Here is a 23668-nt window from a genome sequence, read left to right on the forward strand (position 1 = left end):
TGTAATTTTTCCTGGTAGATTAATTTCCATGCGCTTTTTGATGATCCTTGTCCTGTTTCTATCGCTTGCCATGCCTGTCACGGCGCAAGAGGCGAATGGCACCATCACCACCGAAAATTCGGCGCAGCAGGACGCGGCGATTGCGATGCGTATCCGCGAAATCCTTGGCGAGCTGGGAAACTACAACGATGTCAGTGTAACCGTGAATGAAGGGGTTGTGACCCTGCGCGGAACAACAGCATCCGCGATCGAGGCTGTCGAACTTGAACCCTTGGCATCCCGTGTTGAAGGTGTTGTCGCGGTCCGCAATCAAGTGACCGAAACCACAGATATCGGCGAACGGCTTAATCCCGCAATCGAACGGTTCCGGGCACGCATTGATCAGCTGGTTATCTTTCTCCCGCTTGCTTTGATTGCGGGTGCGGCCTTTGCGCTTGTCGTCTTGCTTGGCTTCGCGCTTGCGCGGATGCGCCAACCTTGGGAACGGCTGGCCCCCAACACGTTTATTGCTGAAATTTACCGGCAACTCTTGCGTATCGCCTTTGTGATTTTCGGCATTGTCATCGCCTTGGATATTCTCAATGCGACAGCCCTTCTCAGCACGATCCTTGGGGCTGCAGGTATTATCGGTCTGGCCTTGGGTTTCGCAGTCAAAGACACGGTTGAGAACTTTATCGCCTCGGTCATGCTCTCATTCCGCCAACCCTTTCGGCCCAATGACACGGTCGAAATTAACGGCGATATCGGCAAAGTCATTCGCCTGACCAGCCGCGCCACGATCCTGCTGTCCTTTGATGGCAACCACATTCGTATCCCCAATGCGACCGTCTTCAAAAGCCGGATTATTAACTACACGCAAAACACAGAACGCCGGTTCATGTTTTCGATCATGGTTGAACGGGACGCGGACCTGCAAGAAACCCGCGCGATGGTGGCCAAAACGGTGCAGGACCTGCCTTTCGTATTAAGTGAACCCGCCGCGCAAACTTGGATCGAGGCGCTTCACCCTGCCGGGGTCGAACTGGTGATCACCGGATGGGTCGATCAAAACGAAACCTCAATTGTTTTGGGCAAAGGCGAAGCGCTGCGTCAGGTCAAACTGGCGATCCAAGCTGCTGGGGTTGTGATCCCAGATGCGACGCAGGCCATTCATCTTTCGCGAGATATAAAACCCGTCACAACCGAACCACTTGAGACCACACAAGTTGAAACCGTGGATGCCAGCGAAGACGCCGCCCTTGACCGGATTGTAGATGCGGAACGGCAAGAGGAAATCGCAGAAGACCTGCTGCGCGAAGACAGCCTGAAAGAATAGACATTTCTTTGCAAAACGGGGCTTGAACCAATCTCGCCTTCGCAGTATCTAGCGCTTCGCTGCTGGGATGTAGCCAAGTGGTAAGGCAACTGTTTTTGGTACAGTGTACCGTAGGTTCGAATCCTACCATCCCAGCCAGCTTTTCGGATTGTGCCGTCCGGCGTGAATCGCAACTTGTCCGGCGAGAAACGCGACTTATGTCGGGTAAGACAGCAACTTCTACTGAATTTGTCGTATTTGAGGGTCGTATCTTCACTCAGGTGGTGTGATTTCGCATTTCCAAGAACCGCCCCCGATAGACAGGGCCCGCTCGATATGAATTCGGCACCTAGGCATCTGATCCCATGGTTTGATGGTGCGATCTATTCTTGGGAATGGAAGGAAGCATTGTGGCGCATTGGTGCAAACCTCATAGTAGAGGTATGAGTGGATATACATTTAAAGTAGTGACGCAGCGGTTGGGTGGTGGTGAGCTAGATCGGGCGATTTATCATGTGTTCGGTGAGACCCAGCAGGACGCTGCACAAAGGCTATCGGCTTTCATTGGTGGCAGGCTTGATGAAGAAATTCGCTGTGTTCGCGAGTTGACCGAGAACGAGATTGAAGGTCTCGACCTCGCAAATCTCAAGGTGGTTCCATCCGGCTAGTTGCGACCGGGCTAGGGTTTGTTGATCAGGGATTATGCGTTCAACTGCGCAAGTTGGGCATCAATCTCAGCAAGTGCAACAGTACGGCTGTTCAAGACTTCTCTGCGCATTGCTGAAATACACACCTTCTCGCACTCTTAGTCTTCGATCAGATCGAAATCGTCCCCACTCGACTGCTTTCCAGAGCTCCTCTTCTTTTTCGGCCGCTTGGAACCCTTTGGCACGTATTCATCGCTTAACGCACGCTCAACAAGCCATTTGGCGGTGTGCTTGGGAAAACCCTCACCGTAGTGGCGGATAAGACTGATATAGCTAAGCTTGAGCGCTGAGAGCTTACAAAGTTCTTCGTCGGTGTCTGAATTGCTGACCACCAGGCCTCCACCTTTTGGTGCAAGTTTGATGTTGCTGTTACTTAGACGTTCAGAAAGCTCACCCCATGTCCTCGTTTGGGCAACAGCATTCTCCACGATTCCTTTCAGAACATCCAATTGGAGGTCGTCCGCATCGTTGGTCTCCAGTGTTTCGACAGCAACGGTTTCAACGCCTTCCTCTTCGGAAACACTATTTTCGGGCTCAACTCGGGCGGTGTTGCTTACGTTGACCACTGCCGGGCAGCTGCCAGAAACACTCTCTAATTCAAAGGTCATTTCGGGCAGCACGGTTTCCCAATTGTCACGTTTGAGGTACTGAACAAACTCCTTCTCATTATCCGCCTTGCCCCAGCGAATGACCGCACCGACGTGTCCCGCCACGAAGACATGCCCTTTTGGCGGTTGCCACGCTTTGGCCATGCGACCTAGCGTTTGGCCTTGAAGGTTCTCCAACGTCCATCGACCATCACGTTGGATCAATCGGATCTCATACCCCACTTCTGCAGCGGCGATGGCAAGGTGTGCAGGATGATTTTGGCCAAGGCGTCCCGCGAAGGAAAGATCTACTGATGCTGTGTCCGGCAATTCGTAATGCTTCATTGCGGGTAACTCTGTCCGCATGTCGGCTGCAATCGGTCGCCGGATGACGCTATTACCTTCCGGCTTCAGGAAAAGGTGTTGGCCGGTAGTCGTCAAGGCCAAGGTCTTTTGAGCGCGTGTCATAGCAACATAAAAGAGACGCCTGGGCGCGTCCGCGTCTTCGTTGTCAGATTTGCCCTGCCAGCCACCATCCAGAATGACAACATGATCAAATTCCAGTCCCTTCGCACGATGGGCGCTGAGTAAAAGCAACCCACGTTGGTCACCGCGCGTGTCGCGTGACCACTCTGCCAACCATTCGATCACATCAAGGGCTGGCATCGTGCCTTTGCCAAGCTCGCGCGCCAGAGCGGCAATGCCTTCGGCGATCATGTCGATCCATCGGTTTCCGGGCTGCTTGTTTAATATCGCAATGATGTCTTCTACCGACAGCAGCAGCCCCGGATCCTGTCGCATATCGGCAATGAGAGTTTGCATTTCCCTCAGACGCCAAATGCTGGGCAAGGCCTCGTTTGCCAACTCAACCGTGATGTCCAGCTTTTCAGCGTAGGACCGCACAGGGCCTAGCCGCTTCCATTCACGCGCTATGATTGCGGTCCGATCCCAGCGAAAATCAGGGTCCAGCTTTGATATACGGACCAATTCATCAAGCGCCGCCATAGCGTGAGGCACATCCCCAGTCGCGCAGTCTAAAAGCTGTACCCGCCCTTGCGCCACGGCATCATGTCGGGCCATTGCGCCACCAGCGGCCTCAGAATGCCTGCCGCGATTGACGGTGATGTCATGTTCGGCCTTCATGCGATCTTTACCCGATCGGATCACCGCATTCGCCGCAGTGATGATAGCCTGCGTTGACCGATAGTTTTCTGTCAGAAAAGCGGGGCGCGCGTTATAGTCTTCATCAAATTTGCGGATGTATTGAATGGAAGCACCCTTGAAAGCGTAGATATTCTGATCATCATCGCCGACGGCAAACAGACTTAGCTTCAGGTCGGGATCGACCAATGACCGCCCGGCAACCGCTGAAATCAATTCATATTCGTGTGGGCCAATGTCTTGGTATTCATCGACAAGGATCCAGCGGTAGCCTTGGATCAGGGCGTCACGCTGTGCCTCGGCATCGCTGGGACTCAGGCCTTCGCCTTTCAACTGCCGGATGGCCTCTAGGATTACACCGTCAAAATCATGATCCTCGGATTTTTGGCCCGCAAAACTTGTCCCGACAAGACGCATGGCCAGTGCGTGGCAAGTGGATACCGTGACCCCGTTTACGTCATCACCGACCAGTGCGCGTAGACGTGCCCGGACTTCAGTCGCCGCATGGCGGTTATAGGTGAGAACCAAAATGCCGTTTGCGTCTTCGCGTTTTATCCGCAAGAGGTAGGCAATCCTGTGTACCAGCACCCGCGTCTTGCCGGAGCCCGGCCCGGCAAGCACAAGAACATTTGTTTGCTCGCGCGCATCGGTCACAATTTTTTGATGCACCGCATTTTCCAGCACATCGACGATCGCTTTCCACGAGGCGCTTGTCGTTTGTCGCTTGATCTCGCGGCTTCTGCCCGGCATCCAACGATCCAGAAATGTATCATTGTCGCTGGTAAAATAATCTCCTGATAGTTGCTCTGCGTCTTTCATTGCGACCAAGCCAAGCTCGGCATAGGCCGCCATGACATGCGTCTGCATCGTCTGCTCGGCGTAGTGGTCTTCTAGCGGTGCAAAATGGGCTTGCGTGAACCGACCCGCGTCTGGTTTCAGGTGAACGGTCATCGCGGGCCGAAAGACCGTCAGCCCCTTGCCAAGCGTGACAATGCTTTGTTCATGAAGCCACAACAATGCGCGCTCCAAAAGCTTCGTCATGTCGCGCACGTTGCTTGATTGCAGTTCGATATCGCCGGTCAATGTCTGCAACAGGTCACCCACCGTCGTCTCGACCTGAATGTCCTTGCCGCGCGTCCCTGCAGGAACGAGACCGATTAGATATTCCAGCAGGCTTGCTGCCGCCTTTTGACGAATTTCAGCCGTTTGGTCGATTGAGCCCCACGTACGATTGAGCGTGATCGACAGTGCATTTCGCGAGGCTTTTCTGATGCTGATATTGCCTAGGCCGCCGTCTTGGCCCCTGCCGTCTCGGGCCATCCCGCGCAGCAGTTTTTCGATCACATCCGGGCGCGCGGCAGTCTGATCTTTGTCACGCAAATGTTGGCATGTTTCGGACAGATGCAGTGGAACCGCCTCTGACTGGGCTGTATCGGGGGCCGCTTCACGTAGAGCCGCGATCAGGTTTTTCTCAAGGGCTGCGACCTGTGTCAGGCGACCAGCAGAATGGCCTTCAACACCGATATGCACGAAAAGCGTCACGGCAAGGTCATTGCGTGCAACCCCAAAGGTTTCCAAATCGGCCATCGCCTTGTTCAATTCGTTCGGCCAAAGCCCGCTGACCCCACACAGCTGATCGGTCGAAATGCCTTCATCGGCAGGTGCGTCTATCAGGTGTTGGACGATAGCAATCAACGCCTTGCGTCGCTTATCGCTGATTTGCAGGCCGTTAAGCTTACGCTTTGCTTCAGAAACAGTGCTGACAGTCAGCGAAGAAGGATAGACTTGGACGCGGTTTTCTTCCCGGCTAAGCAGCGTGGCCTCTTCCAGCCAAGACACGGCCGTCTTGACCCTCGTATCGTCAGTGACGCTATCGCGCTGAAAGTCCCGGTCTTTTTCTTCCTGAACGATTTCTCCGGCCGTGGCCACGACCTTTCCGGTCTTTTTTGTCCGTTCGTCAATGCGCCGAATTGCCTTGAGGATTGCGCCGATTTCGTGGCGGGCGAGCCGCGAACGGGCCGACAATTGAAACTGCCGTTCGACGTCATCAATGGCGTACAGCAGCACGCAGTTTGCATCCTGGCGGTCACGCCCTGCGCGGCCAGCCTCCTGTAGGTAGTTTTCAAGCGAGCCTGGAATATCGCAGTGGATCACAAGCCGAATGTCGGGCTTGTCGATCCCCATGCCAAACGCATTCGTCGCGGCAATCACCCGCAGATCGCCAATACGAAATTTCTCTTGGGTATCTTTCTTCTCATCTGGACTTAACCCGGCATGGAAATGTGCAGCCGCCATGCCCTGATGCGCCAGAAATGCGGCGACGCGTTCGGTCGATTTCCTGCTTGAACAATAAACAACCGCACCTGAACGCCCATCCTGTGGCAGCATTTCTGATATGACATCATAGATGTCACCCAGTTTGGCTTCTTTCCGCGTTGATCGCACATCAAATGTCAGGTTGTGGCGGGCCGCACCGCCATCCAATAACTTCAGATCGACGCCAACCCGGTCTGCAAAATGTGCCGTGATATCGTAAACGACCTCTGGCTTTGCGGTTGCGGTCAGACAAAGGACTGGTGCGGGCGGTTCATCGCCGGAAAATTCTTTGATGAAGCGTGCAACATAGCGGTAGTCGGGTCTGAAATCATGCCCCCACTTGGAAACACAATGGGCCTCATCAAGCACCCAAAACCCGATTTCGCGTTGCTTTAATATGTTGCGTATCGAAGTGCTACGAAGCTGTTCGGGCGAAATGATCAGGATGGACGCATCTCCCATGCGCACCTTTTCGAGCGCGTCCTGACGTTCCGGCATGGACATCATACCGTTGATCGTGACCGAGGATGAAATCCCAGCGCGTTCCATCCCATGCACTTGATCGGCCATCAGCGCCACAAGTGGCGATACCACGACGGTCAATGCGCCTGTCTTATCAAACCGGGACAACGCCGGGATTTGATAGCAAACAGACTTGCCCGTGCCCGTGGGCAGGATGCCCAAAACGCTCCTACTGCCCATGGTTTCGCCGACAATACGTTCCTGCAAGGAATACCCACTGCAGTCTTTTGGTTCCGGCCTGAATGCTTCGAACCCAAACCATCTTTGCAGTGCTGCGGTCGGGTCATTTTGTTCGGCACACCACTGGCAGCTTGGATCCTTGCAGGAGGTATCGCGCAGATGCCCTACGATGAGAGACGCTTCTTTGAATTTGGCACGTACCCATGGCGGCATGACGGAGTCGCCACCCGCGACGGAGATCCAAGACAACGCATAGGCCATCGGCCAACCTATGTTTGCGTCATCCAGGCGAACGAAGACTTGTTCGAGGCGGTTCTCGCAAACCTTTTTTCTGACCAGACGACCAATAGCCGCGAACACCTCTTGCTGTGCTGGCCTCACCGCCCCTCTGACGTGATTGAACACAGCGTCAAATCCGGGCGACAGATCGCCGCGTGTCGTAAGCCAGTGATAAGCCAACAGGGCATCGGGGGTGTCTCGATTGAGCTGAGCGAACGCCTCCAGCTGGTTCGCCAAAACCTGAAAAACCAGTTTTGCATCAAGCTCCGGGTCATTCAATCGTCCGGCCTGTAGCCGCCCGTCATGGTAATGTTTGACGAGGTGGTGATAAGGATTGCGTGGAAAGGCCAGCGGATTCAGCCAAAGTGTGTCGATGGGAGCCTGCATGATTTGGGCCAGACGCGGTCGTAACGCCACAAGGTGCGCCATATCATGTTGCAGGAAGTTATGGCCAATCGGATGTTCAATGCCATCGATTGCCTGTTCCAAACGATCAAGCCCCGCTTCAATCTGTTCGTTTTTCGAGACAATTGACGGGCTTTGGTCGAATGGGACCGCCGCGAACGCAAAGACCCGTGCCGTCTTTGGGTTGACTTCTAAATCAACCGACAAACACCGCTTCAAAAAAGCGCGGTGCTTCTCGGGCAATGAAGATGAGGTATCTGAGTCAATCATTTGGGAGGATGGAACACAAATCTTAGGATGTGTGCAACTGGAACGTTATTGCTGCCGAATGCAGGCCAAACCGCGCAACAAATATATTTCAATGGCTGCTTTCAGGTCTAAGTCTAAGGGCTGCCGCTCGTAGCTCAGATTTGGCGTGGTTCACAGCTAGTGCTTGAAGCAGTGCTCCCTATGCCACGACACAAACTCTGCTCTCGGGTGTTCCGCCGCCCTTTCTGGCACCAAAAGCTTGCCCGATGAATTGATCATTGACGTCACCGCATCCGGATCGTTGGCCTGTCTCGATACCAAAACCGATAAATCATCAGACAGGCCGACAAGTCCCCTGTCGAACATCCAATGAGCCGTACCAGACAATGCGATACCATTGCTGATGATGTCGGGACCATCGTGTTCAACCGGCCTAATATGTGCAGCTTCTACTTCTGCACGTCCGCCACCGTTGATGAGACGCAGACCGGTTATCGCGCAGCGTTCGCCATAGGCACGGAGAACGGTTTTGCGGAAGTTGCGGTCGCGCACCGCCCTGTTGGTTAGTTGATTGATGCGTTCTCTGGCGGTTGGCAACTGGAAGGGCACTTGATCTTCTTTGAACCCGCCATTTTCGCTGAGCCGACCGACCCGAGGAAGGATGTCGTGATCTGTCCCGAGGCCGAGCTCCACGATCCGGGCAAAATCAGTTGGTGATAGCGGTCGGACAGCCGCTTGAGCCCGTCCGGAGATCTTCCCGACATCATTGAGCAAACCTTGCTCGACAATCTTGTGTTCAAAGCGAAACGGCACCGGATCGCCAAAGTCGAGATATGTCCCCGGTTCAATCACCGCTAAGTGCATGTCCGCATTCCTGTGATCAGGAATGACCTCCTGCACTTTGGCGACGGCGAAATAGCCCTTAGTGTTTCTGACCTTGCTGGGCTCGAGGTAGACAATCCAGTCACCCTCACATTGCTGAACCCGTGTCAGATACTGCTTTGGGAACTGGTATCGCTTCGACGGCACGTCGTCATAAATGGAGTCAGTCCGGTGGATGAAAACGCCAAATCCCATGATTTGGAAGATGACGATAAAGGACTACGATGCCAACCCGCCAAACCATTTGAAGGTCAGCGAAGAATGTGATGCGAAACCAATGATTGCGTCAGCATGGAAACAAGTTGCCCGTTTTATACAACATGTTTCCGTACCTGGTGTGCTATACTGAATCGACGCGATAACTGGACGCCACCAAACGGGATGGGCCCCGAGACGGCTGTCACTAAGTTGCACTATCTGACGGAGCGGCGAGTAACTGCGGCTATGAGGCGTTGGTCTAAGACCTAACCAACAGAGTATGGGCTTCGACACGCATCGCTGAGGCAAGTCTGGCAATGTTGTCGACAGAAATGTTCTGCTCAGAGCGCTCAACGGCACTAAGATAGGTCCTATTGAGGCCTGCCTCATGGGCAAGACGTTCTTGCGACCAACCTTTCTCGGCTCGATAGAGCCGGAGGTTCCGTGCAAGCACATCTCTCAGTTCACTTTTGGGCGTTCGTTCCACAAACGGTAAAGTGCCGTTTGTTGGTTTTAACTCTACCTGTTTTAAGATACATTACATCTGTGAAGTTACATTTCATCATAACTCTTGCGCCCAGTGAAGACGCTAGCCCAACCGCGGCCATCGTGGCGTTGGCATTCGCCGTTGTCGAAAGGGACAGCTTGGTAGGCGGCGACCGCGTGCTGAATCGTACAAGTACAATTTGAAATGGAACCAAACCTGCAAATGATCTCATGCCTCGGTTTCAAGGGTGGGGCCGGTCGGACAACTACAGCGGCTGCGTTGGCTGTCGGCCTAGCATCAATTGGTCAGCGGGTGGCTCTTATTGATGCAGGATATGCGGTTCCGCTTGAGGAAGGATTTGTCTCAACAGGGCGCGCCCACGGCGCTGTGCCGGATCATAGCGTCCTTGGGGGTGAAGGGCTTCGGCAGCCTAGTCCACGATGGAATTCTGAGCCCTATCAAATCTCAGGTTTATGTTAAGCCGAGGTTCGACATGGTCGATCTCGACACGCTAATGGCCAGAGTTCAGCGGCACATGCATCCAAACCTCGCGTGCCGCTCCGCTGAATTCGCCTCCATCCCGAAAGCTTGTTTTGAGGTATCGTGCGCGACATCGACGGTCATCAATCTGCTGATGGACGGGCATTTGAAATCCGCCGCCTGGACGCACCAGGGCAAAGGGCTTGCTGGGATCGTCATTGATCCGGTCGAGCTTAAATCAAAACTCGCGTCGTTTTCGAAAACTGGCCTGACTATCGAGGATTTGAGGGACAGGCTTGGTCTCCAATACACGCAGGTCAAAAAGCTGATCGCGCGCGATCTCTTGCCCGCATTTACGGGCCGAAAGAGCAGTAGTGGCCGGAGGGCGGTGCTTGTCGACCCGTCTGATCTCGCCGCTTTCTTGGATGATTTTCAAACCATCCGGACAGCTGCTGCTCGGCTCGGCATCAGCGAAAATGCCGTTCGAGCCGGAATTTCTAACGGCAGCATTGTGCGAGCGCCCGACGGCGGCGGCCTGCCCATCTATCGAACTGCCGTGATTATCACCATCTAACGCGTGTCAAAATGGCCGAATTTCTGCACCGCCGCTGGTGGTTTTTTTGTGCCTGCATCGCACCCAAGTTGCAGTCTTGCCCGGACGAAGTTGCATTTCTAAATGGTCGACGGAACTTTTTCACTTCAACATCAGAGGCTTAGAAAATCGCCAGACTCTAATTCATGCCGGACGCCACACTATTGTGCCGTCCGGCGTGAATCGCAACTTGTCCGGCGAGAATGCGGGCTGCAACCGCAGCATCATGAACGGCTGGTCAATGGCGGGTTTGGGCCGAGTGAGCCCAAACTAAACCGCACCTTGTTCGTCGGAAACCCAGAAGTAAGTATGTTGGGTTTGTAAAAGAAGGGGCAACTCAGATTGCATTGGGCTATTACTGTTTTTGAAGTCTTTTTAGGAGCCAGCGCCCAGCAGGACCCGGCTGGCAATCCTTGATAACCAAGCGCTTTATCGAAGACTGGCGAGGCGCGCATCACAATGGCGAGATCGTTAGTCGCGACCTGACCGAAACGCCGCTCGAGTTCGTCACCGCACCATGGCTGCAAGCGTATTTTACGCCACCAGATGCTCAAACGCCCCAGATGCGAGACGCACTGGCATTGTCTGACACCCTTGCAAATGAGGTACTGGCGGCAGACGAAATTGTTATCGCAACGCCAATTTACAACTACAACGTCCCCGCATTGCTCAAGGCGTGGATCGACCACATCGTTCGAAAAGGGATGACCCTGGGGTTCGACGACCAAGGTCTCGTGAAAGACACCAAAGCCACGGTGATCTTTGCGGCTGGAGGTGCATACGGACCGGATTCACCTATCGCAGACCGCGCAGTCGCTCAGCACTACATGAAGGTCGTTCTGGGTGTGATCGGGATCGACGATGTCACGATTATCGCGGGCGAAAACGCCAAGCTTGTGGATATGGGTGAAACCACCATGGATGCATTCGTGGATACCCATGGAAGCGCATTGGCCGAAGCGGCCGCGTGATGGCCACGCGTTATCAAGCGCCGGTCGGAACCGGGGTCGGCCACGTGCATTTACGCGTGGCCGATCTCGACCGTGCACTGGCATTCTATGAGGGGGTTCTCGGCTTCCATGTTCAGGCACGGGTAGGAAACGCCGCCGCCTTTCTTGGAGCGCGCATGGCCGGTGGGACGGTGTATCACCACCACATCGGCCTGAACACGTGGGAAAGCCGTGGCAGCACACCGCCACCGCGTGGACATACTGGCCTTTACCACGCGGAAATATTGTACCCGTCTCGCGCTGACTTTGCAGAAGCGGTATCTCGCATACTCGGAGCTGGATGGCAGCTAACCGGGTCCACGGATCATGGCATTTCTGAAGCAGTCTACCTTGATGATCCCGACGGCAACGGCTTGGAACTCTACCGCGATCGCGCCCCGGCCGATTGGCCCCGCACGGCGGCAGGAGACCTCGTCATGGATCTCAAGCCGCTTGATGTAGACCGTCTTTTGACCGACCGGAACTCGATCTAAAGACCTCTGTCCCATCCTCCTACGAAAACGCTGGCTTCAGCTCGTCCTCGACCCAACTGCGGAAGCTCGTGGGACTCGCGTCTCGCGGGACACTCGGTTTTATTTCATCGAGGCCAGCGTATTTGGCAGTCATCATAGCAGCGTAGTCATGGACCATACCGTCGGAAGCACCCATGTTGCGTAACATCGCTGCGAAATCAGGCATAGGCGTTTCGTGGAACGCGACAGAACGGCCCAAGACATCTGACAGTATCTCTGCCATTTGCGCATGAGATAGGTTCTCCGGACCAACCATTGGCACCTCTTCAACTCCGGTCCAGTCTTTGTCTGTCAAGAGACGCACAGCTTCTCTCGCGACATCGGCTTTCGCGACCAGCGGCATGATCCGGTCCGGTGGAGCCAGCGCGTAGAGCGCGCCGCCACGGATTGCCTCAAGCTGGCGCATGAGATTGTCCATGAGAGATGCGCAGCAAAGGGCGCGATAGGCCACCCCGGTTTTTCCAATCAGATCGTCCATAGCGATGCTCGCTGTGACCAGTCCTGCGGGCCCCGGCCAGCCGCGTCCGAGCGCAGAAATGCCCACTACATGCGTGACGTCCGATCCTGGCAACGCCTTAGCAAATGCGCGCGAGAAGTCCACATAGGCGGCATGGGCACTGGCTTCAATTGGACTGCCAGGTGGAAGCCAGAATACCGCGCGCACTCCGGTCAAAGCTGATCCGATTACGTCCGCATCTCCATGAGAACCCTCTACTATGTCGATACGATCCCTCAACGCGGTCGGCAGCTTTGCGGGATCGCGGGCGATGACCCGGAGAGGAATGTCAGTTTCTGACAGGCTGCGAAAAACGCGCGAACCGATGTCGCCGGTAGGTGTCGTAATAAGGATCATTTGAATAGCTCCAGAAATATGAATTCAGAATTGTTTAGGAAGTCGTCCAGACTCCCGTCAGCGGGTTCGGATCCGACTGATCCTCATTGGCTTGACGGCGTCAGGTTCATCAGAGCTTCGCCGCTTGCGAAATTGATCGGTACCGATACGTGGTCGTGAACAACCAACCAGTCTCCGTCGACCCGACGCAGAACATTGGTCTCGCGGGCCCACATATCGATGTATTGGCCAAACGCCGTGCCTTCGAGACGGGTCAGTCCGCGCACGGTTGCGATATCGCCCGACTGATAGACTGTGAGGTTCTCGATAGTGACTTCCAGGTCGTCCTCGAACATCTCGAAGAAGCTGACCCAGTTCGCCCGCCAGATCGGCTCGCCATCAAAGGCCATAGCAAGACCATCATCGGTCGGCGCCGCCATCATGTCATAGGAGTAGATCTCATCTACATAGAAGGACATGATGCTTTCAACATTTTGATTTTCGAACGCTTCGACCCAAGATGCGCGTGCGGCTGCTATTTCATAGGCGGCGTCCACGTCCTCTGTGTATTCCGGTACAATAACCTCAAACGGCAGCTTGTCGGACACGTCCTGAGCGATCGCTTGGCTTGACATTGTTAAACCCAGAGCCACCGCGACTGGTGGCAGAAGTCGATTAATTGGTTTGTGCATACTCTCTCCTACTGCTGTCTCCGTGAACACATAGCCTCGACCTTTGGAACGAAAAATGGCTATATGTTCGCATTTCTGTAGCGAGCGTTCTTAGGTCATGGACCCATTGTCGGATATTGTGTCGATGCTCCGCCCTCATGACTGCGTTGCTGCTGGTCTTGATGCCGGTGGCCATTGGGCGATCCGATTCGGAGCCCACGAAGGGTTGAAGTGCAACGCAATCATCAATGGAACATGCTGGATCACCGTCGAAGGCGAGACCCCGGTTCGCCTCCAACAAGGCGATTGCGCGGTACTTCCTCACGGGCTGCCATTTATCCTGTCATCGAAAAAAACGCGGCAGGGCCGCGATGCCGAAACGGTCTACGCGCCTGTCCGACATGGCGGTACAGCGACCTATGGAAGTGGCGGTGAGTTCTTTATGACTGGTGCGCGATTCCGCCTCGATGGAGCTGCTTCGAAGACATTATTGCGGTCATTGCCCGCACTTGTTGTTTTGCGAGATGGGCCGACGAGCAGGACAATCCAATGGACACTTCAACACATAGCAGACGAGCTCAGGACGCCTCGCCCTGGAGGCGCGCTTACAATTACTCATCTTTCGCATGTGTTGCTCCTTCAGGTGCTGCGGGATCATCTTGTAGGTCTAGAAAAGAACAAAGCTGGCTGGTTGCATGCACTCGCCGACCCACAACTCTGCGCTGCCCTCGTCGCGCTTCACAATGATCCGGCACGTAAATGGACGTTGGAAGCATTAGCCTCTGAGGCGAGCCTTTCCCGCACTGTGTTCGCGGTGCGGTTCCGCAAAGTGGCCGGGCAGACACCGATGGCCTATCTGACCGAATGGCGCATGCTGCTGGCAGCCGACCGGCTCAGACGCAGCCGTACGTCCGTCGCACGGATCGCCGCAGAGGTTGGTTATGGTTCGGAAAGCTCTTTTGGCGCGGCATTTCAACGTGTGATGGGGAGCTCACCGCGCCGCTTCGCACAAGAGAAAATTTAAATACGTCTCAGTTTCTAGAACAGCGATGCATTCATTAGGGCCAGTGGAACCGCCGCGAATGTCTCGAAAGAGCCCAAATTCACCAATGCCGCAACTTGTACGAACGGCCGCTTCACAACTTAAAGTCGTCCAGTACTTGTCGCGAGGGTACGGCTGATTTTCTTCAGCGAATATCCAGTTTCGGCATGCCAAGTGGAGAACGCATCCTGAATGGTACGCAAACCTTTGGCAGAGTACGTCACTTTCTCAACAACCCCTTCTGCCACCAGACGGGCCGAAACATCACGGGAAAGAATCCATCCGTCTACACCAACAGAACGCAGAAAGTACTGGCCCGTAGTGCCCCCAAGGCGAGAGCCATCCGATTTCAAAGCAAGAAGCAGTTTAGCAAAGTGATCCGGATTAAACTCGGCGACCCATGCCGCAAAATCCGATTTCGATTGTATAAGGGACGCGTTCTGCGCAACGGCCTGAATTTTCGGGCCGTGCCGCACAATCGCTTTTTTGCCAATCAATGCATCAAAACGTTCGTCTTCTATGTGCGCGCACCAGCCGGGATCAAACCCACTAAATGCGTCCTCGAAACCCGGCCACATGCGGTCCACGACTTTCCAGTTGAAGCCCGCCTGAAAAATGGCACGTGTCATCTCTGCCAGCCACCTGTCGCTGGGGATTGCCCTCATCTCGCGGGAAGACAGCGACGGGGTAAGGTCGCCTAAGACCGCCTCTGTTCCTCCCTTCCGCTCAGCGGAAATAGCGAGGATTTGCTCAATGCTGCGCATAGCTGCACTCCTTCTTGAAAATTGCTACCATAAAACGCCGATCAGGATTTGGTGAATAGAAGACAAGCCACTGCAAGTGGTGATTCCCAACAGCAAAAAGGCAACGCCCGACCATATGGTGGTCAAGCCGAAGTTATAGAAGAAAGGCAAACCCATCAGGGGCATCAATGCACCCATTAGAATGATCCAAGCGATCGATGCGATCGCCACGGCTAAGATGGCCTTTGTCGGTTGCGGATATTTTCCAGCGACAAACTGCCATGACAGCGGAATCACGAAGACGAAGAGCAACCAATGCACCGCCGTTCCCACGCTTGTTGGCACCGGAGAGCCAATGATGGACTTCAACATAAACGCGTAAATAGCTGATGCAGAGAAGGTGGCTCCTGTCAGTAAAATTGCCATGGGATCCATGATCAGCCGAACCATCAAGGCCGCGATCAAGCCTGCGGCGCAGGTTAACAGGATGGGTAACAACGGCCCAACTAACGATATTGCTGGTCGCAGGGCTATTGCCTTCTTCAAAACAAATTGCCGGTATCCCGGGATTTTTGGGCGTCCGGGTAAAGCGCAATGAGGTCACTGCTGCGATGAAAGTCTTCACCGATGATCAAATTACACCTCGTGCCCTAAGTCAGCACCTTGGTTTGACATTCGACGAGTTGCGATGCCTGCGCGAACTACGGCTTCTTCCAAGTTTTCCTGCCCCGGCTGATCATGCGTATCGATCCAAAAAGTCTGTTGGTAAAACGGTGCTCGCCCGGTTCTTGGCCGTTTATCAAACCGTTACGACTGCAGCGCGTCACTTGGGCATCGAGAAGAACGAACTTCGGTCAAAGATTTCTAGGGCCAGCATTCAGCCTGCGAAAGAGGGTGCTGGTTTGCCGATGTACTACCGGTCTGACCTAATCGACTGACCAATTTCCGAAATTGCCGATGCAGACACGCCGCCATGAGCGGCTTTTTATTTGCCTCCTTGATCGGCAGAGTCAGCTCTTGCCCGGATAAAACTCCGTTTCTAAATGAATGATTTTAAAAATATCATTTATTATCAATATGTTAAAACTTATCCAGACTCCGATTCATACCGGACTCAACATCTATACTCGAAATCGGTCGTTCACGGACCCGGTGCGACAAACGTTTATTTGCCGTTTCACCGCGTGTCTTGAACCTGTGCTAAGCTTTCAATGAAAATGGATCATTGGCGGTGTGCAGTCGCAGATGTCGCATAAATGCGCGTGCAATGCTGGGGACCGGGGAATGGTCGGGTGTCACGAAATAGCTGCGATATACGATCTGCGATGCAAATGGCCGGAACACGACGTCATCAGACCGATACTGCACAACCGGAAACGGGTTGATGATCGCAAGGCCCAGTCCTTCCTTAGCCAGATCCACCGCAGTGACCGCGGTTGACGTTTCGGCGACCACGCGCGGTGTTACACCGCAACTATGCAGCACTTTCTCCAACTGGGCGCGGCGGGCATGCCGATGGGTCAATGCAATGAGTGGTTGGTCATCAAGGTCTTCGGGATGAACCGTTTCACGTTGCGCGAGTGCGTGGGTACTAGCCATGGCACAAACCGCGCTGGATTTACGGTAGGGGGTCAGCCTTACACCATCGCGCGACAGTTCCACCCCTGTGACGCCAAGATCAAACCGCCCTTCTAGTATGCCGCGTATGACATCCTCTGATGGAGCAACCTCAAGACTGACAAAAAAATGCGGATTGATCCGCAGGAATGTTGCGACGTGATGCACCAGAAAGCGATGTGCATATGTTGGCGGCGCAATCAAACGCAAGGTTTCCTTGGCGACCTCTGGCGGGCCATCAATCCGGTCAAGTGCTGCAAAAAGCGGGTCCAGGCGGCGATTCATCTGGGCGGCTTCGCTGGTCGGGCGCAAACGCCCGCCATCTCGTTCAAATAAAATGCGGCCGGTGCGCGCCTCTAAGCTGGCGATAGAGCGGCTGATAGCGGATTGAGACAATCCCAATCTTATGGCGGCGTTTGATGTTGTCCCGCTTTCCATCAACGCGCGCAGTGCTTGGTATTCCGGCAGGCTGTGCCAAGATTTAGCGGCCATTATGCCCTCTGCGAAACCTTCATGACTCTATGAGATAATATCATTGTCTTTGATCTCGTCTATGAAAATAACTGCAGTAAGGTGACAGGACTCAGATTAAGGTAGACAGTTTGACTGATCCGGTGTTCCCAATCATCTTTGACGGCCACAATGATGTTCTGTCCAAACTCTACAGACAAGGCGGCCTATCCGTTTCCGAAAGCTTCGTCACCGGACGTTCCGGCGCGATCGACCTGCCTCGCGCCAAAGCGGGTGGTTTAGGCGGCGGCTTTTTTGCAGTCTACGTCCCATCCCCCAGTAATCTTGAATCCAAGATGGCCGCGATGGCCAAGCCATCTTATGATCTTCCGCTCCCGGAACAGATCGACTGGGAAGATGCTTTTCCTGTTGTGATGGCGCAGGCCGCCATTTTGTTTGATCTGGAAAAACGCGGTGGTCTTAAGGTTTGTCGCAGCGTGCGGGAATTACGGGCGACCTTGGCAGCCGGTCAAATCGCTGCGATTTTCCATATGGAGGGCGCAGAGGCCATTGATCCAGACCTGCACACCATTGATGTTCTATATCAGGCGGGCCTACGATCCCTTGGTCCAGTGTGGAGCAGGCCGACTATCTTTGGGCATGGTGTGCCCTTTCGCTATCCCAGCGGGCCTGACACCGGTGATGGGCTGACCGATCATGGCATAAGGCTGGTGCGACATTGCGATGAACTGGGTATCATGGTGGACCTGTCGCACCTGAATGAAGCCGGATTTTGGGATGTGGCGCGTCATTCCACAAAGCCGCTTGTCGCAACACATTCCAACGCGCATGCCATTTGTCCACACAGCCGAAACCTGACCGACAAACAGTTGGCTGCAATTCGCGAAAGTGATGGTATGGTTGGTGTCAACTTTGCTGTTGCGTTTTTGCGCGACGATGGTCGGATGTTGGCGGATGTGCCGATTGAACAGATGCTAAAGCATTTTGATTACCTGATTACACATTTGGGCGAAGACAGGGTTGGACTGGGATCTGATTATGATGGTGCGGTGGTGCCAGAGGTGCTTACTTCTTGTTCAGCACTGCCCAAATTAAGGATCGCGATGGCAGAACATGGCTATGACGACGCGTTGATGGCCAAATTATGTCACGGGAACTGGTTGCGTGTGCTTGAAAAAACATGGGGAGAATAACCCCAGAAGGCGCGCGCAGACATAATTCGAAACAGAACAGGAGAGGTTCTAAGAATGACTATGTTATCGAAACTACTGACCGGGGCATCACTTGCCCTAGCGGTTGGAGTGACGTCATTTCCAGTATACGCGGAAACACCTGCGAACATGCTGGTCATTGCAAACCGCATTGATGATGTGACGACAATTGATCCGGCTGAAAGCTTTGAATTTGCCGGATCTGATATCAGCCGCAACGTTTACAGCCGTTTGGTCATCCTTGACCCGCTGGATCTAGAGGCAGGCTATAAACCTGACCTTGCTGAAAGCTGGGACGTATCAGAGGATGGTAAGACAATTACCTTCACAATGCGTGATGACGCCACATTCCATTCGGGCAACCCTGTGCGCGCCGAAGACGCCGCATTTTCCCTGCAACGGGCCGTCATCCTGAATAAGACGCCTGCATTTATTCTGACACAGTTCGGCTTTACGCCTGAAAATGTCACTGAAACCATCAGAGCGGATGGCAACAAACTGATCATCACAACCGATCAGCGCTATGCAACGTCATTTGTCCTGAACTGTCTGACCGCCACAATAGGTGGTGTTGTCGACAAAGAAACAGTCATGGCGAATGAAGTCGACGGTGACATGGGGAACGTCTGGCTAAGAACGAATTCGGCCGGTTCAGGCCCCTATATGTTGGATCGTTGGACACCAAATGACAATGTAACCCTGTCATCCAACCCGGATTATTATGGCGGTGCCCCTGCCATGGAACGCGTTATCGTGCGCCATGTGATTGAAAGCGCGTCACAGCGGTTGTTGCTGGAACGTGGCGATATCGACGTCGCACGCAATTTGAACCCCGAAGATATTGCAGGTGTTTCAGATGCTGATGGTATTCAGGTGGTAGATGAGCTGAAAGGCCGCCTGATGTATCTGGCGCTCAATCAGCAACACCCGGAACTGTCCAAACCCGAAGTACGTCAGGCGTTCAAATACCTTGTCGATTACGAGGGGATGCAGAACAGCTTTCTGAATGGTCAATATACGATCCACCAGAATTTCCTGCCCGCAACTTATCTGGGCGCGTCAGATGAGAACCCGTTCTCTTATGACCTCGACAAGGCGCGCGAACTGCTGGAAGCCGCTGGCGTTGAAAACCTGGAAATCGAAATAGGCGTCCGTGAAGCGCAAGAGCGTATGGAAATTGCGCAGTCTTTCCAAAACTCTGCCGCCCAAGTTGGCATAACAGTTAACATCACAGTGGGCACAGCCAAGCAAATCCTTGATCGTTACCGCGCACGGGAATTAGATGTCTATCTTGGTGCTTGGGGTCCGGATTATCCTGACCCCCAGACGAATGCAGGTACGTTCGCCTATAACCCCGACAACTCTGATGAGGCCAACGCAACAGGCCTTCTTGCATGGCGGAATTCTTGGGATACTGGCGGTTTGACCGAAAAGGTCGATGCAGCCGTTGTCGAAGGTGACCGTGAGAAGCGGGTTCAAATGTATCTGGATATTCAAGAGGAATTCCGCGAAACCTCACCGTTCGTGATCATGTTTCAGCAGATTGAGCAGTCGGCGATGCGCGATAACGTCACTGATTTCTCAACCGGTCAGGCTGTCACAAACGCCGCTTATTGGCAGGTCACAAAGTAAATGGCCCTCACGGAAGATAACAAACAAAGGCGCCCTACCAGGGCGCCTTTTTCCAACCACGTCTGGCCGATCCTTAAGACGGCTTTACTGACATTAGGGTCTATCGCAGTCACGTTGATTGGGCTGGTTTTCATCACTTTTGTCATCGGTCGGGTGATGCCAATCGACCCTGTGCTGGCCATCGTCGGTGAGCGGGCGTCGCAAGCGACCTATGACGAAGTCTATTTTCAGTTGGGTCTCGATAAACCAGTTATCGTACAGTTTTTGTATTATTTGTGGGACGTCGTGCACCTTGATTTCGGCATCTCACTTTTGAACGCACGGCCTGTTTCTGAAGACATCGCACGGGTGTTTCCTGCCACGCTTGAACTGGCTACTTTGGGTATCTTTTTTGGCGTCGTCTTGGGCATTCCGCTGGGCGTTTTAGCTGCTGTCCACAAAGGATCATGGATTGATCAGATTGCACGTGTTGTCGCGCTGGTTGGATACTCAATGCCGATTTTCTGGCTGGGTCTGATGGGCCTGTTGGTTTTCTACGGCATTCTTGGCTGGGTTGGCGGGCCAGGTCGCGTTGGTATTTTCTATATTGATGTTGTGCCCAGCGTCACCGGACTGATCCTTGTTGACACGGCCTTGGCGGGAAACTGGGACGCATTTAAAAATGCTTTTTCCCATATCATCCTACCGGCATCATTACTGGGCTACTTTTCACTGGCCTATATCAGCCGGATGACCCGATCCTTCATGCTGGAACAGCTGAGCGCTGAATACATCACGACGGCGCGGGTGAAGGGTATGTCGGAATGGAACGTTGTATGGAAACACGCCTTCAAGAATATCCGCGTGCAGCTGATCACTGTTATAGCGCTAAGTTATGCAAACCTGCTGGAAGGGTCTGTCCTGACCGAGATTATCTTTTCATGGCCTGGTATCGGCAGCTATATCACCACGGCTTTGCTCAGTGCTGATATGAATGCTGTTTTGGGCGGTACAGTCGTGGTGGGGCTGATATTTATCCTGCTCAACATTTTTTCCGACCTGCTTTACAGGGTTTTTGACCCGAGGGCGAAATAATGGCTGATACTCAAACGCTCCGCCAATGGCTGCTCACAGAAACGCCAACCTCGCGCAGGCATGCAAAGCTATCAGCTATCTATCAGGGATGGTTGTCCTTTCGGTCAAATACAATGGCGATGATCGGTCTGGTGATTTTGCTGTTGCTCTTGTTCGTCGCTATTGCGGCACCGCTTATCGCGCCGCATGATCCGTTTGCACAGGATCTGGGCAACCGGCTCGCGCCGCTGGGTACAGATGGCCATATCTTTGGCACCGACAGCCTTGGCCGCGATATCCTGTCGCGACTGATCTATGGCGCGCGCATCACGCTCTATATCGTGGCGTTAGTCGCGTTGATTGCACCTATTGCAGGGTTATTGATGGGAACGATCGCGGGATATGTCGGCGGATGGACCGATACTGTTCTGATGCGGATCACCGACATATTTCTTGCCTTTCCCCGATTGGTACTGGCGCTCGCTTTTGTCGCAGCTTTGGGCGCTGGCATTGAAAATGCCGTATTGGCCATTTCGCTGACGGCGTGGCCGCCCTATGCCCGTATTGCCCGCGCCGAAACACTGACCATCAGATCATCTGATTATATCAGCGCAATTAAACTACAAGGCGCAGGCCCATTGCGGATCATCACCAAGCACATCTGGCCTTTGTGCATTTCATCACTGATCGTCAGGGTAACCTTGGACATGGCGGGGATTATCCTTGCCGCTGCCGGTCTTGGGTTTCTCGGGCTTGGCGCACAGCCCCCCAGCCCTGAATGGGGTGCGATGATTTCCGAAGGACGGCGGTTTATTCTTGATCATTGGTGGGTAGCGACTGTGCCCGGCTTGGCGATCTTCACAGTCTCGCTGGCGTTTAATCTGCTAGGTGATGGATTACGCGACATTCTTGACCCAAAGGCAAGTGAATAATGGAAACGCTGTTGGATGTTGAAAATCTTTGGGTGAAGTTTCCATCGCGTCACGGCGTGTTTGATGCGGTGCGTGGTGTGTCATTCACATTAGGTCGCGAGCGGTTGGGCATTGTGGGCGAAAGCGGCTCAGGCAAGTCAATGACGGGCCGCGCCATACTGCGCTTGATCCGCCCACCCGGTATTGTGGAGGCAGATCAGATCAGCCTTGAAGGTGTTGACCTGATGAAATTGCCTGAAAAAGACATGCGATCAGTGCGGGGGCAACGGATCAGCATGGTGATGCAGGATCCAAAATTCTCGCTCAACCCGGTTATGACGATCGGCGATCAGATTATAGAAGCCTATCGGCTACATACCACTGCGACCAAAACACAAGCTTATGAAAAGTCTCTTGAGATGCTTGAGGCCGTGTCGATCCGCGATCCTGAACGGGTGATGCGCGCGTATCCACATGAAATGTCGGGCGGGATGGGACAGCGGATCATGATTGCCATGATGTTGATCCCTAACCCCGAAATCCTGATTGCCGATGAACCCACAAGTGCGCTTGATGTGTCGGTTCAACGACAGGTTTTGGATATTATGGACAAACTGGTGAAGGACCGCGGTATGGGTCTGATCTTTATCAGCCATGACCTGAACCTTGTCGCTGATTTCTGTGATCGGGTTCTTATCATGTATGCCGGCCGCATTGTTGAAGTGTGTGATGCCGACAAACTGCACGAAGCCCAACACCCCTATACACGCGGTTTGTTGAATTCATTACCGCGGCTTGATCAACCGCGTGATCGATTGGACGTGTTGAAGCGGGACCCGGATTGGTCCATAGCCCCCAGTGTGAGTGCGCGCTTATGAGCATGCTTCAAATAAACGGCCTTAACGTTTGGTTCGGTAAAAATCAAAACCGGGTCGATGCCGTCAGACAGGCAAAATTCACCGTGGCCAAAGGGGAAAGCTTTGGGCTGGTGGGCGAAAGCGGATCGGGCAAATCGACCGTTTTACGCGCGATCACCGGGCTAGCGCCGAATTGGTCAGGGACGATGGACATTGATGGCCAATCGCTGACCCGAACGCGCCCCAAGTCATTCTTCAAAACCGTCCAAATGGTGTTTCAAGATCCCTATGCATCATTACACCCGCGTCATTCGGTCGATCAAGTACTCGGAGAGACGCTATATTTGCATGGTTTCAGCGATATCGATGCCCGGGTCGTGAAGCTGCTGGACGATGTCGGCCTGGGGCAAAAGTTTCGTTTTCGGTATCCACATCAATTATCCGGCGGCCAGCGCCAACGCGTTGCCATCGCCCGTGCATTGGCGCCAGAGCCGCGTCTGCTTTTGCTGGACGAGCCGACCTCTGCGCTTGACGTTTCAGTGCAGGCTGAAATCCTGAACTTGCTGGCCGATCTCAGGGCAGATCGCGGTTTGACTTATCTGATGGTGTCGCATGATTTATCCGTCGTCGGACATATGTGTGACAGACTGGCGGTGATGAATAACGGCGAAATCGTTGAGATTTTGGACGTTGACGCCTTGCGCGCGATGAAAGCATCACATCCGTATTCTCAACATTTGCTCGAGGCGTCTTTGTAGCTGGGACAC

Annotated in this window: 22 protein-coding genes and 1 tRNA gene; 15 read left to right on the forward strand and 8 right to left on the reverse strand. The window is 53.8% G+C overall.

The window, feature by feature from the left end; translation table 11 throughout:
• Window positions 1-28: 28 nt before the first annotated feature.
• The 3 genes from RCCS2_RS02835 (at window position 29) to RCCS2_RS02845 (ending at window position 1962) form a co-directional block, all read left to right on the forward strand.
• Window positions 29-1315: a mechanosensitive ion channel domain-containing protein gene (locus RCCS2_RS02835; RefSeq protein WP_008231165.1), complete on the forward strand. Its 1287-nt coding sequence runs from the start codon at window positions 29-31 to the stop codon at window positions 1313-1315.
• A 63-nt stretch (window positions 1316-1378) separates the two neighbouring features.
• A tRNA-Gln gene (locus RCCS2_RS02840) sits at window positions 1379-1453 on the forward strand.
• A gap of 284 nt (window positions 1454-1737) precedes the next feature.
• Entirely contained in the window at window positions 1738-1962 is a 225-nt protein-coding gene (locus RCCS2_RS02845) for a hypothetical protein (protein WP_008231166.1), read from the forward strand.
• A gap of 137 nt (window positions 1963-2099) precedes the next feature.
• Here RCCS2_RS02845 and RCCS2_RS02850 read toward each other — a convergent pair whose 3' ends face one another.
• From RCCS2_RS02850 to RCCS2_RS18070, 3 genes are all read right to left on the reverse strand, one after another.
• A complete protein-coding gene (locus tag RCCS2_RS02850) occupies window positions 2100-7721 on the reverse strand; it encodes a RecQ family ATP-dependent DNA helicase (RefSeq protein ID WP_008231167.1) in 5622 nt (1873 codons plus the stop codon).
• A gap of 156 nt (window positions 7722-7877) precedes the next feature.
• Window positions 7878-8777 (reverse strand): HNH endonuclease, encoded by a 900-nt coding sequence (locus RCCS2_RS02855; RefSeq protein ID WP_008231168.1) that lies wholly within the window; start codon window positions 8775-8777, stop codon window positions 7878-7880.
• Between the two features lie 262 nt (window positions 8778-9039).
• Window positions 9040-9267, reverse strand: a complete 228-nt coding sequence (locus RCCS2_RS18070) for a helix-turn-helix domain-containing protein (RefSeq protein WP_008231170.1) — start codon at window positions 9265-9267, stop codon at window positions 9040-9042.
• A gap of 222 nt (window positions 9268-9489) precedes the next feature.
• Between RCCS2_RS18070 and RCCS2_RS18835 the strand changes: the two genes are divergently transcribed.
• The 4 genes from RCCS2_RS18835 to RCCS2_RS02870 all read left to right on the forward strand — a co-directional run bounded on the left by RCCS2_RS18835 (window position 9490) and on the right by RCCS2_RS02870 (window position 11822).
• Complete coding sequence (locus RCCS2_RS18835; protein WP_198006999.1) at window positions 9490-9747, forward strand: nucleotide-binding protein; 258 nt, start codon at window positions 9490-9492, stop codon at window positions 9745-9747.
• 13 nt (window positions 9748-9760) lie between these two features.
• Entirely contained in the window at window positions 9761-10321 is a 561-nt protein-coding gene (locus RCCS2_RS02860) for a hypothetical protein (RefSeq protein ID WP_083791131.1), read from the forward strand.
• Window positions 10322-10752: 431 nt separating this feature from the next.
• Window positions 10753-11310 carry an FMN-dependent NADH-azoreductase gene (locus RCCS2_RS02865; RefSeq protein WP_008231173.1) on the forward strand — a complete coding sequence of 186 codons (558 nt, stop codon included), beginning with the start codon at window positions 10753-10755 and terminating at the stop codon, window positions 11308-11310.
• Window positions 11310-11822 (forward strand): VOC family protein, encoded by a 513-nt coding sequence (locus RCCS2_RS02870; RefSeq protein ID WP_008231174.1) that lies wholly within the window; start codon window positions 11310-11312, stop codon window positions 11820-11822. Before RCCS2_RS02865 ends, RCCS2_RS02870 begins: the two co-directional genes overlap by 1 nt.
• A 19-nt stretch (window positions 11823-11841) precedes the next feature.
• Here RCCS2_RS02870 and RCCS2_RS02875 read toward each other — a convergent pair whose 3' ends face one another.
• Both RCCS2_RS02875 and RCCS2_RS17805 read right to left on the reverse strand, forming a co-directional pair.
• Entirely contained in the window at window positions 11842-12714 is an 873-nt protein-coding gene (locus RCCS2_RS02875) for an NAD(P)H-binding protein (RefSeq protein ID WP_008231175.1), read from the reverse strand.
• 83 nt (window positions 12715-12797) lie between these two features.
• Window positions 12798-13385, reverse strand: coding sequence for a YybH family protein (locus tag RCCS2_RS17805; protein WP_083791132.1), 588 nt, complete (start codon window positions 13383-13385; stop codon window positions 12798-12800).
• A gap of 97 nt (window positions 13386-13482) precedes the next feature.
• Between RCCS2_RS17805 and RCCS2_RS02885 the strand changes: the two genes are divergently transcribed.
• Window positions 13483-14388 (forward strand): AraC family transcriptional regulator, encoded by a 906-nt coding sequence (locus RCCS2_RS02885; RefSeq protein ID WP_008231177.1) that lies wholly within the window; start codon window positions 13483-13485, stop codon window positions 14386-14388.
• A gap of 119 nt (window positions 14389-14507) precedes the next feature.
• Here RCCS2_RS02885 and RCCS2_RS02890 read toward each other — a convergent pair whose 3' ends face one another.
• Together RCCS2_RS02890 and RCCS2_RS02895 are read right to left on the reverse strand one after the other, a co-directional pair.
• Window positions 14508-15170: a DNA-3-methyladenine glycosylase I gene (locus tag RCCS2_RS02890; RefSeq protein ID WP_008231178.1), complete on the reverse strand. Its 663-nt coding sequence runs from the start codon at window positions 15168-15170 to the stop codon at window positions 14508-14510.
• Between the two features lie 24 nt (window positions 15171-15194).
• The gene (locus RCCS2_RS02895; RefSeq protein ID WP_156788405.1) at window positions 15195-15599 is read right to left on the reverse strand and encodes a hypothetical protein; all 405 of its coding nucleotides are present in this window, start codon (window positions 15597-15599) and stop codon (window positions 15195-15197) included.
• 161 nt (window positions 15600-15760) lie between these two features.
• Here RCCS2_RS02895 and RCCS2_RS02900 point away from each other — a divergent pair, with 161 nt between their 5' ends.
• Complete coding sequence (locus RCCS2_RS02900) at window positions 15761-16087, forward strand: hypothetical protein (RefSeq protein WP_008231180.1); 327 nt, start codon at window positions 15761-15763, stop codon at window positions 16085-16087.
• A gap of 262 nt (window positions 16088-16349) precedes the next feature.
• Here RCCS2_RS02900 and RCCS2_RS02905 read toward each other — a convergent pair whose 3' ends face one another.
• The gene (locus tag RCCS2_RS02905; protein ID WP_008231181.1) at window positions 16350-17258 is read right to left on the reverse strand and encodes a LysR family transcriptional regulator; all 909 of its coding nucleotides are present in this window, start codon (window positions 17256-17258) and stop codon (window positions 16350-16352) included.
• A gap of 110 nt (window positions 17259-17368) precedes the next feature.
• On the opposite strand from RCCS2_RS02905, the gene RCCS2_RS02910 reads away from it, so the two are divergent.
• Genes RCCS2_RS02910 through RCCS2_RS02935 form a run of 6 tightly spaced genes read left to right on the forward strand, consistent with a single transcriptional unit; the run spans window position 17369 to window position 23659 of the window.
• On the forward strand, window positions 17369-18430 hold the full coding sequence (locus tag RCCS2_RS02910) for a dipeptidase (RefSeq protein WP_008231182.1): 1062 nt from the start codon (window positions 17369-17371) through the stop codon (window positions 18428-18430).
• Window positions 18431-18484: 54 nt separating this feature from the next.
• The gene (locus RCCS2_RS02915; protein WP_037293108.1) at window positions 18485-20080 is read left to right on the forward strand and encodes an ABC transporter substrate-binding protein; all 1596 of its coding nucleotides are present in this window, start codon (window positions 18485-18487) and stop codon (window positions 20078-20080) included.
• A complete protein-coding gene (locus RCCS2_RS02920) occupies window positions 20081-21154 on the forward strand; it encodes an ABC transporter permease (RefSeq protein ID WP_008231184.1) in 1074 nt (357 codons plus the stop codon).
• Window positions 21154-22065: an ABC transporter permease gene (locus tag RCCS2_RS02925; RefSeq protein WP_008231185.1), complete on the forward strand. Its 912-nt coding sequence runs from the start codon at window positions 21154-21156 to the stop codon at window positions 22063-22065. Before RCCS2_RS02920 ends, RCCS2_RS02925 begins: the two co-directional genes overlap by 1 nt.
• The gene (locus tag RCCS2_RS02930) at window positions 22065-22922 is read left to right on the forward strand and encodes an ABC transporter ATP-binding protein (RefSeq protein WP_008231186.1); all 858 of its coding nucleotides are present in this window, start codon (window positions 22065-22067) and stop codon (window positions 22920-22922) included. Before RCCS2_RS02925 ends, RCCS2_RS02930 begins: the two co-directional genes overlap by 1 nt.
• Window positions 22919-23659 carry an ABC transporter ATP-binding protein gene (locus RCCS2_RS02935; protein WP_008231187.1) on the forward strand — a complete coding sequence of 247 codons (741 nt, stop codon included), beginning with the start codon at window positions 22919-22921 and terminating at the stop codon, window positions 23657-23659. The genes RCCS2_RS02930 and RCCS2_RS02935 overlap by 4 nt, the downstream gene beginning before the upstream one ends.
• Window positions 23660-23668: the final 9 nt, after the last annotated feature.

The organism is Roseobacter sp. CCS2 (assembly GCF_000169435.1).
Lineage (GTDB): Bacteria > Pseudomonadota > Alphaproteobacteria > Rhodobacterales > Rhodobacteraceae > Yoonia.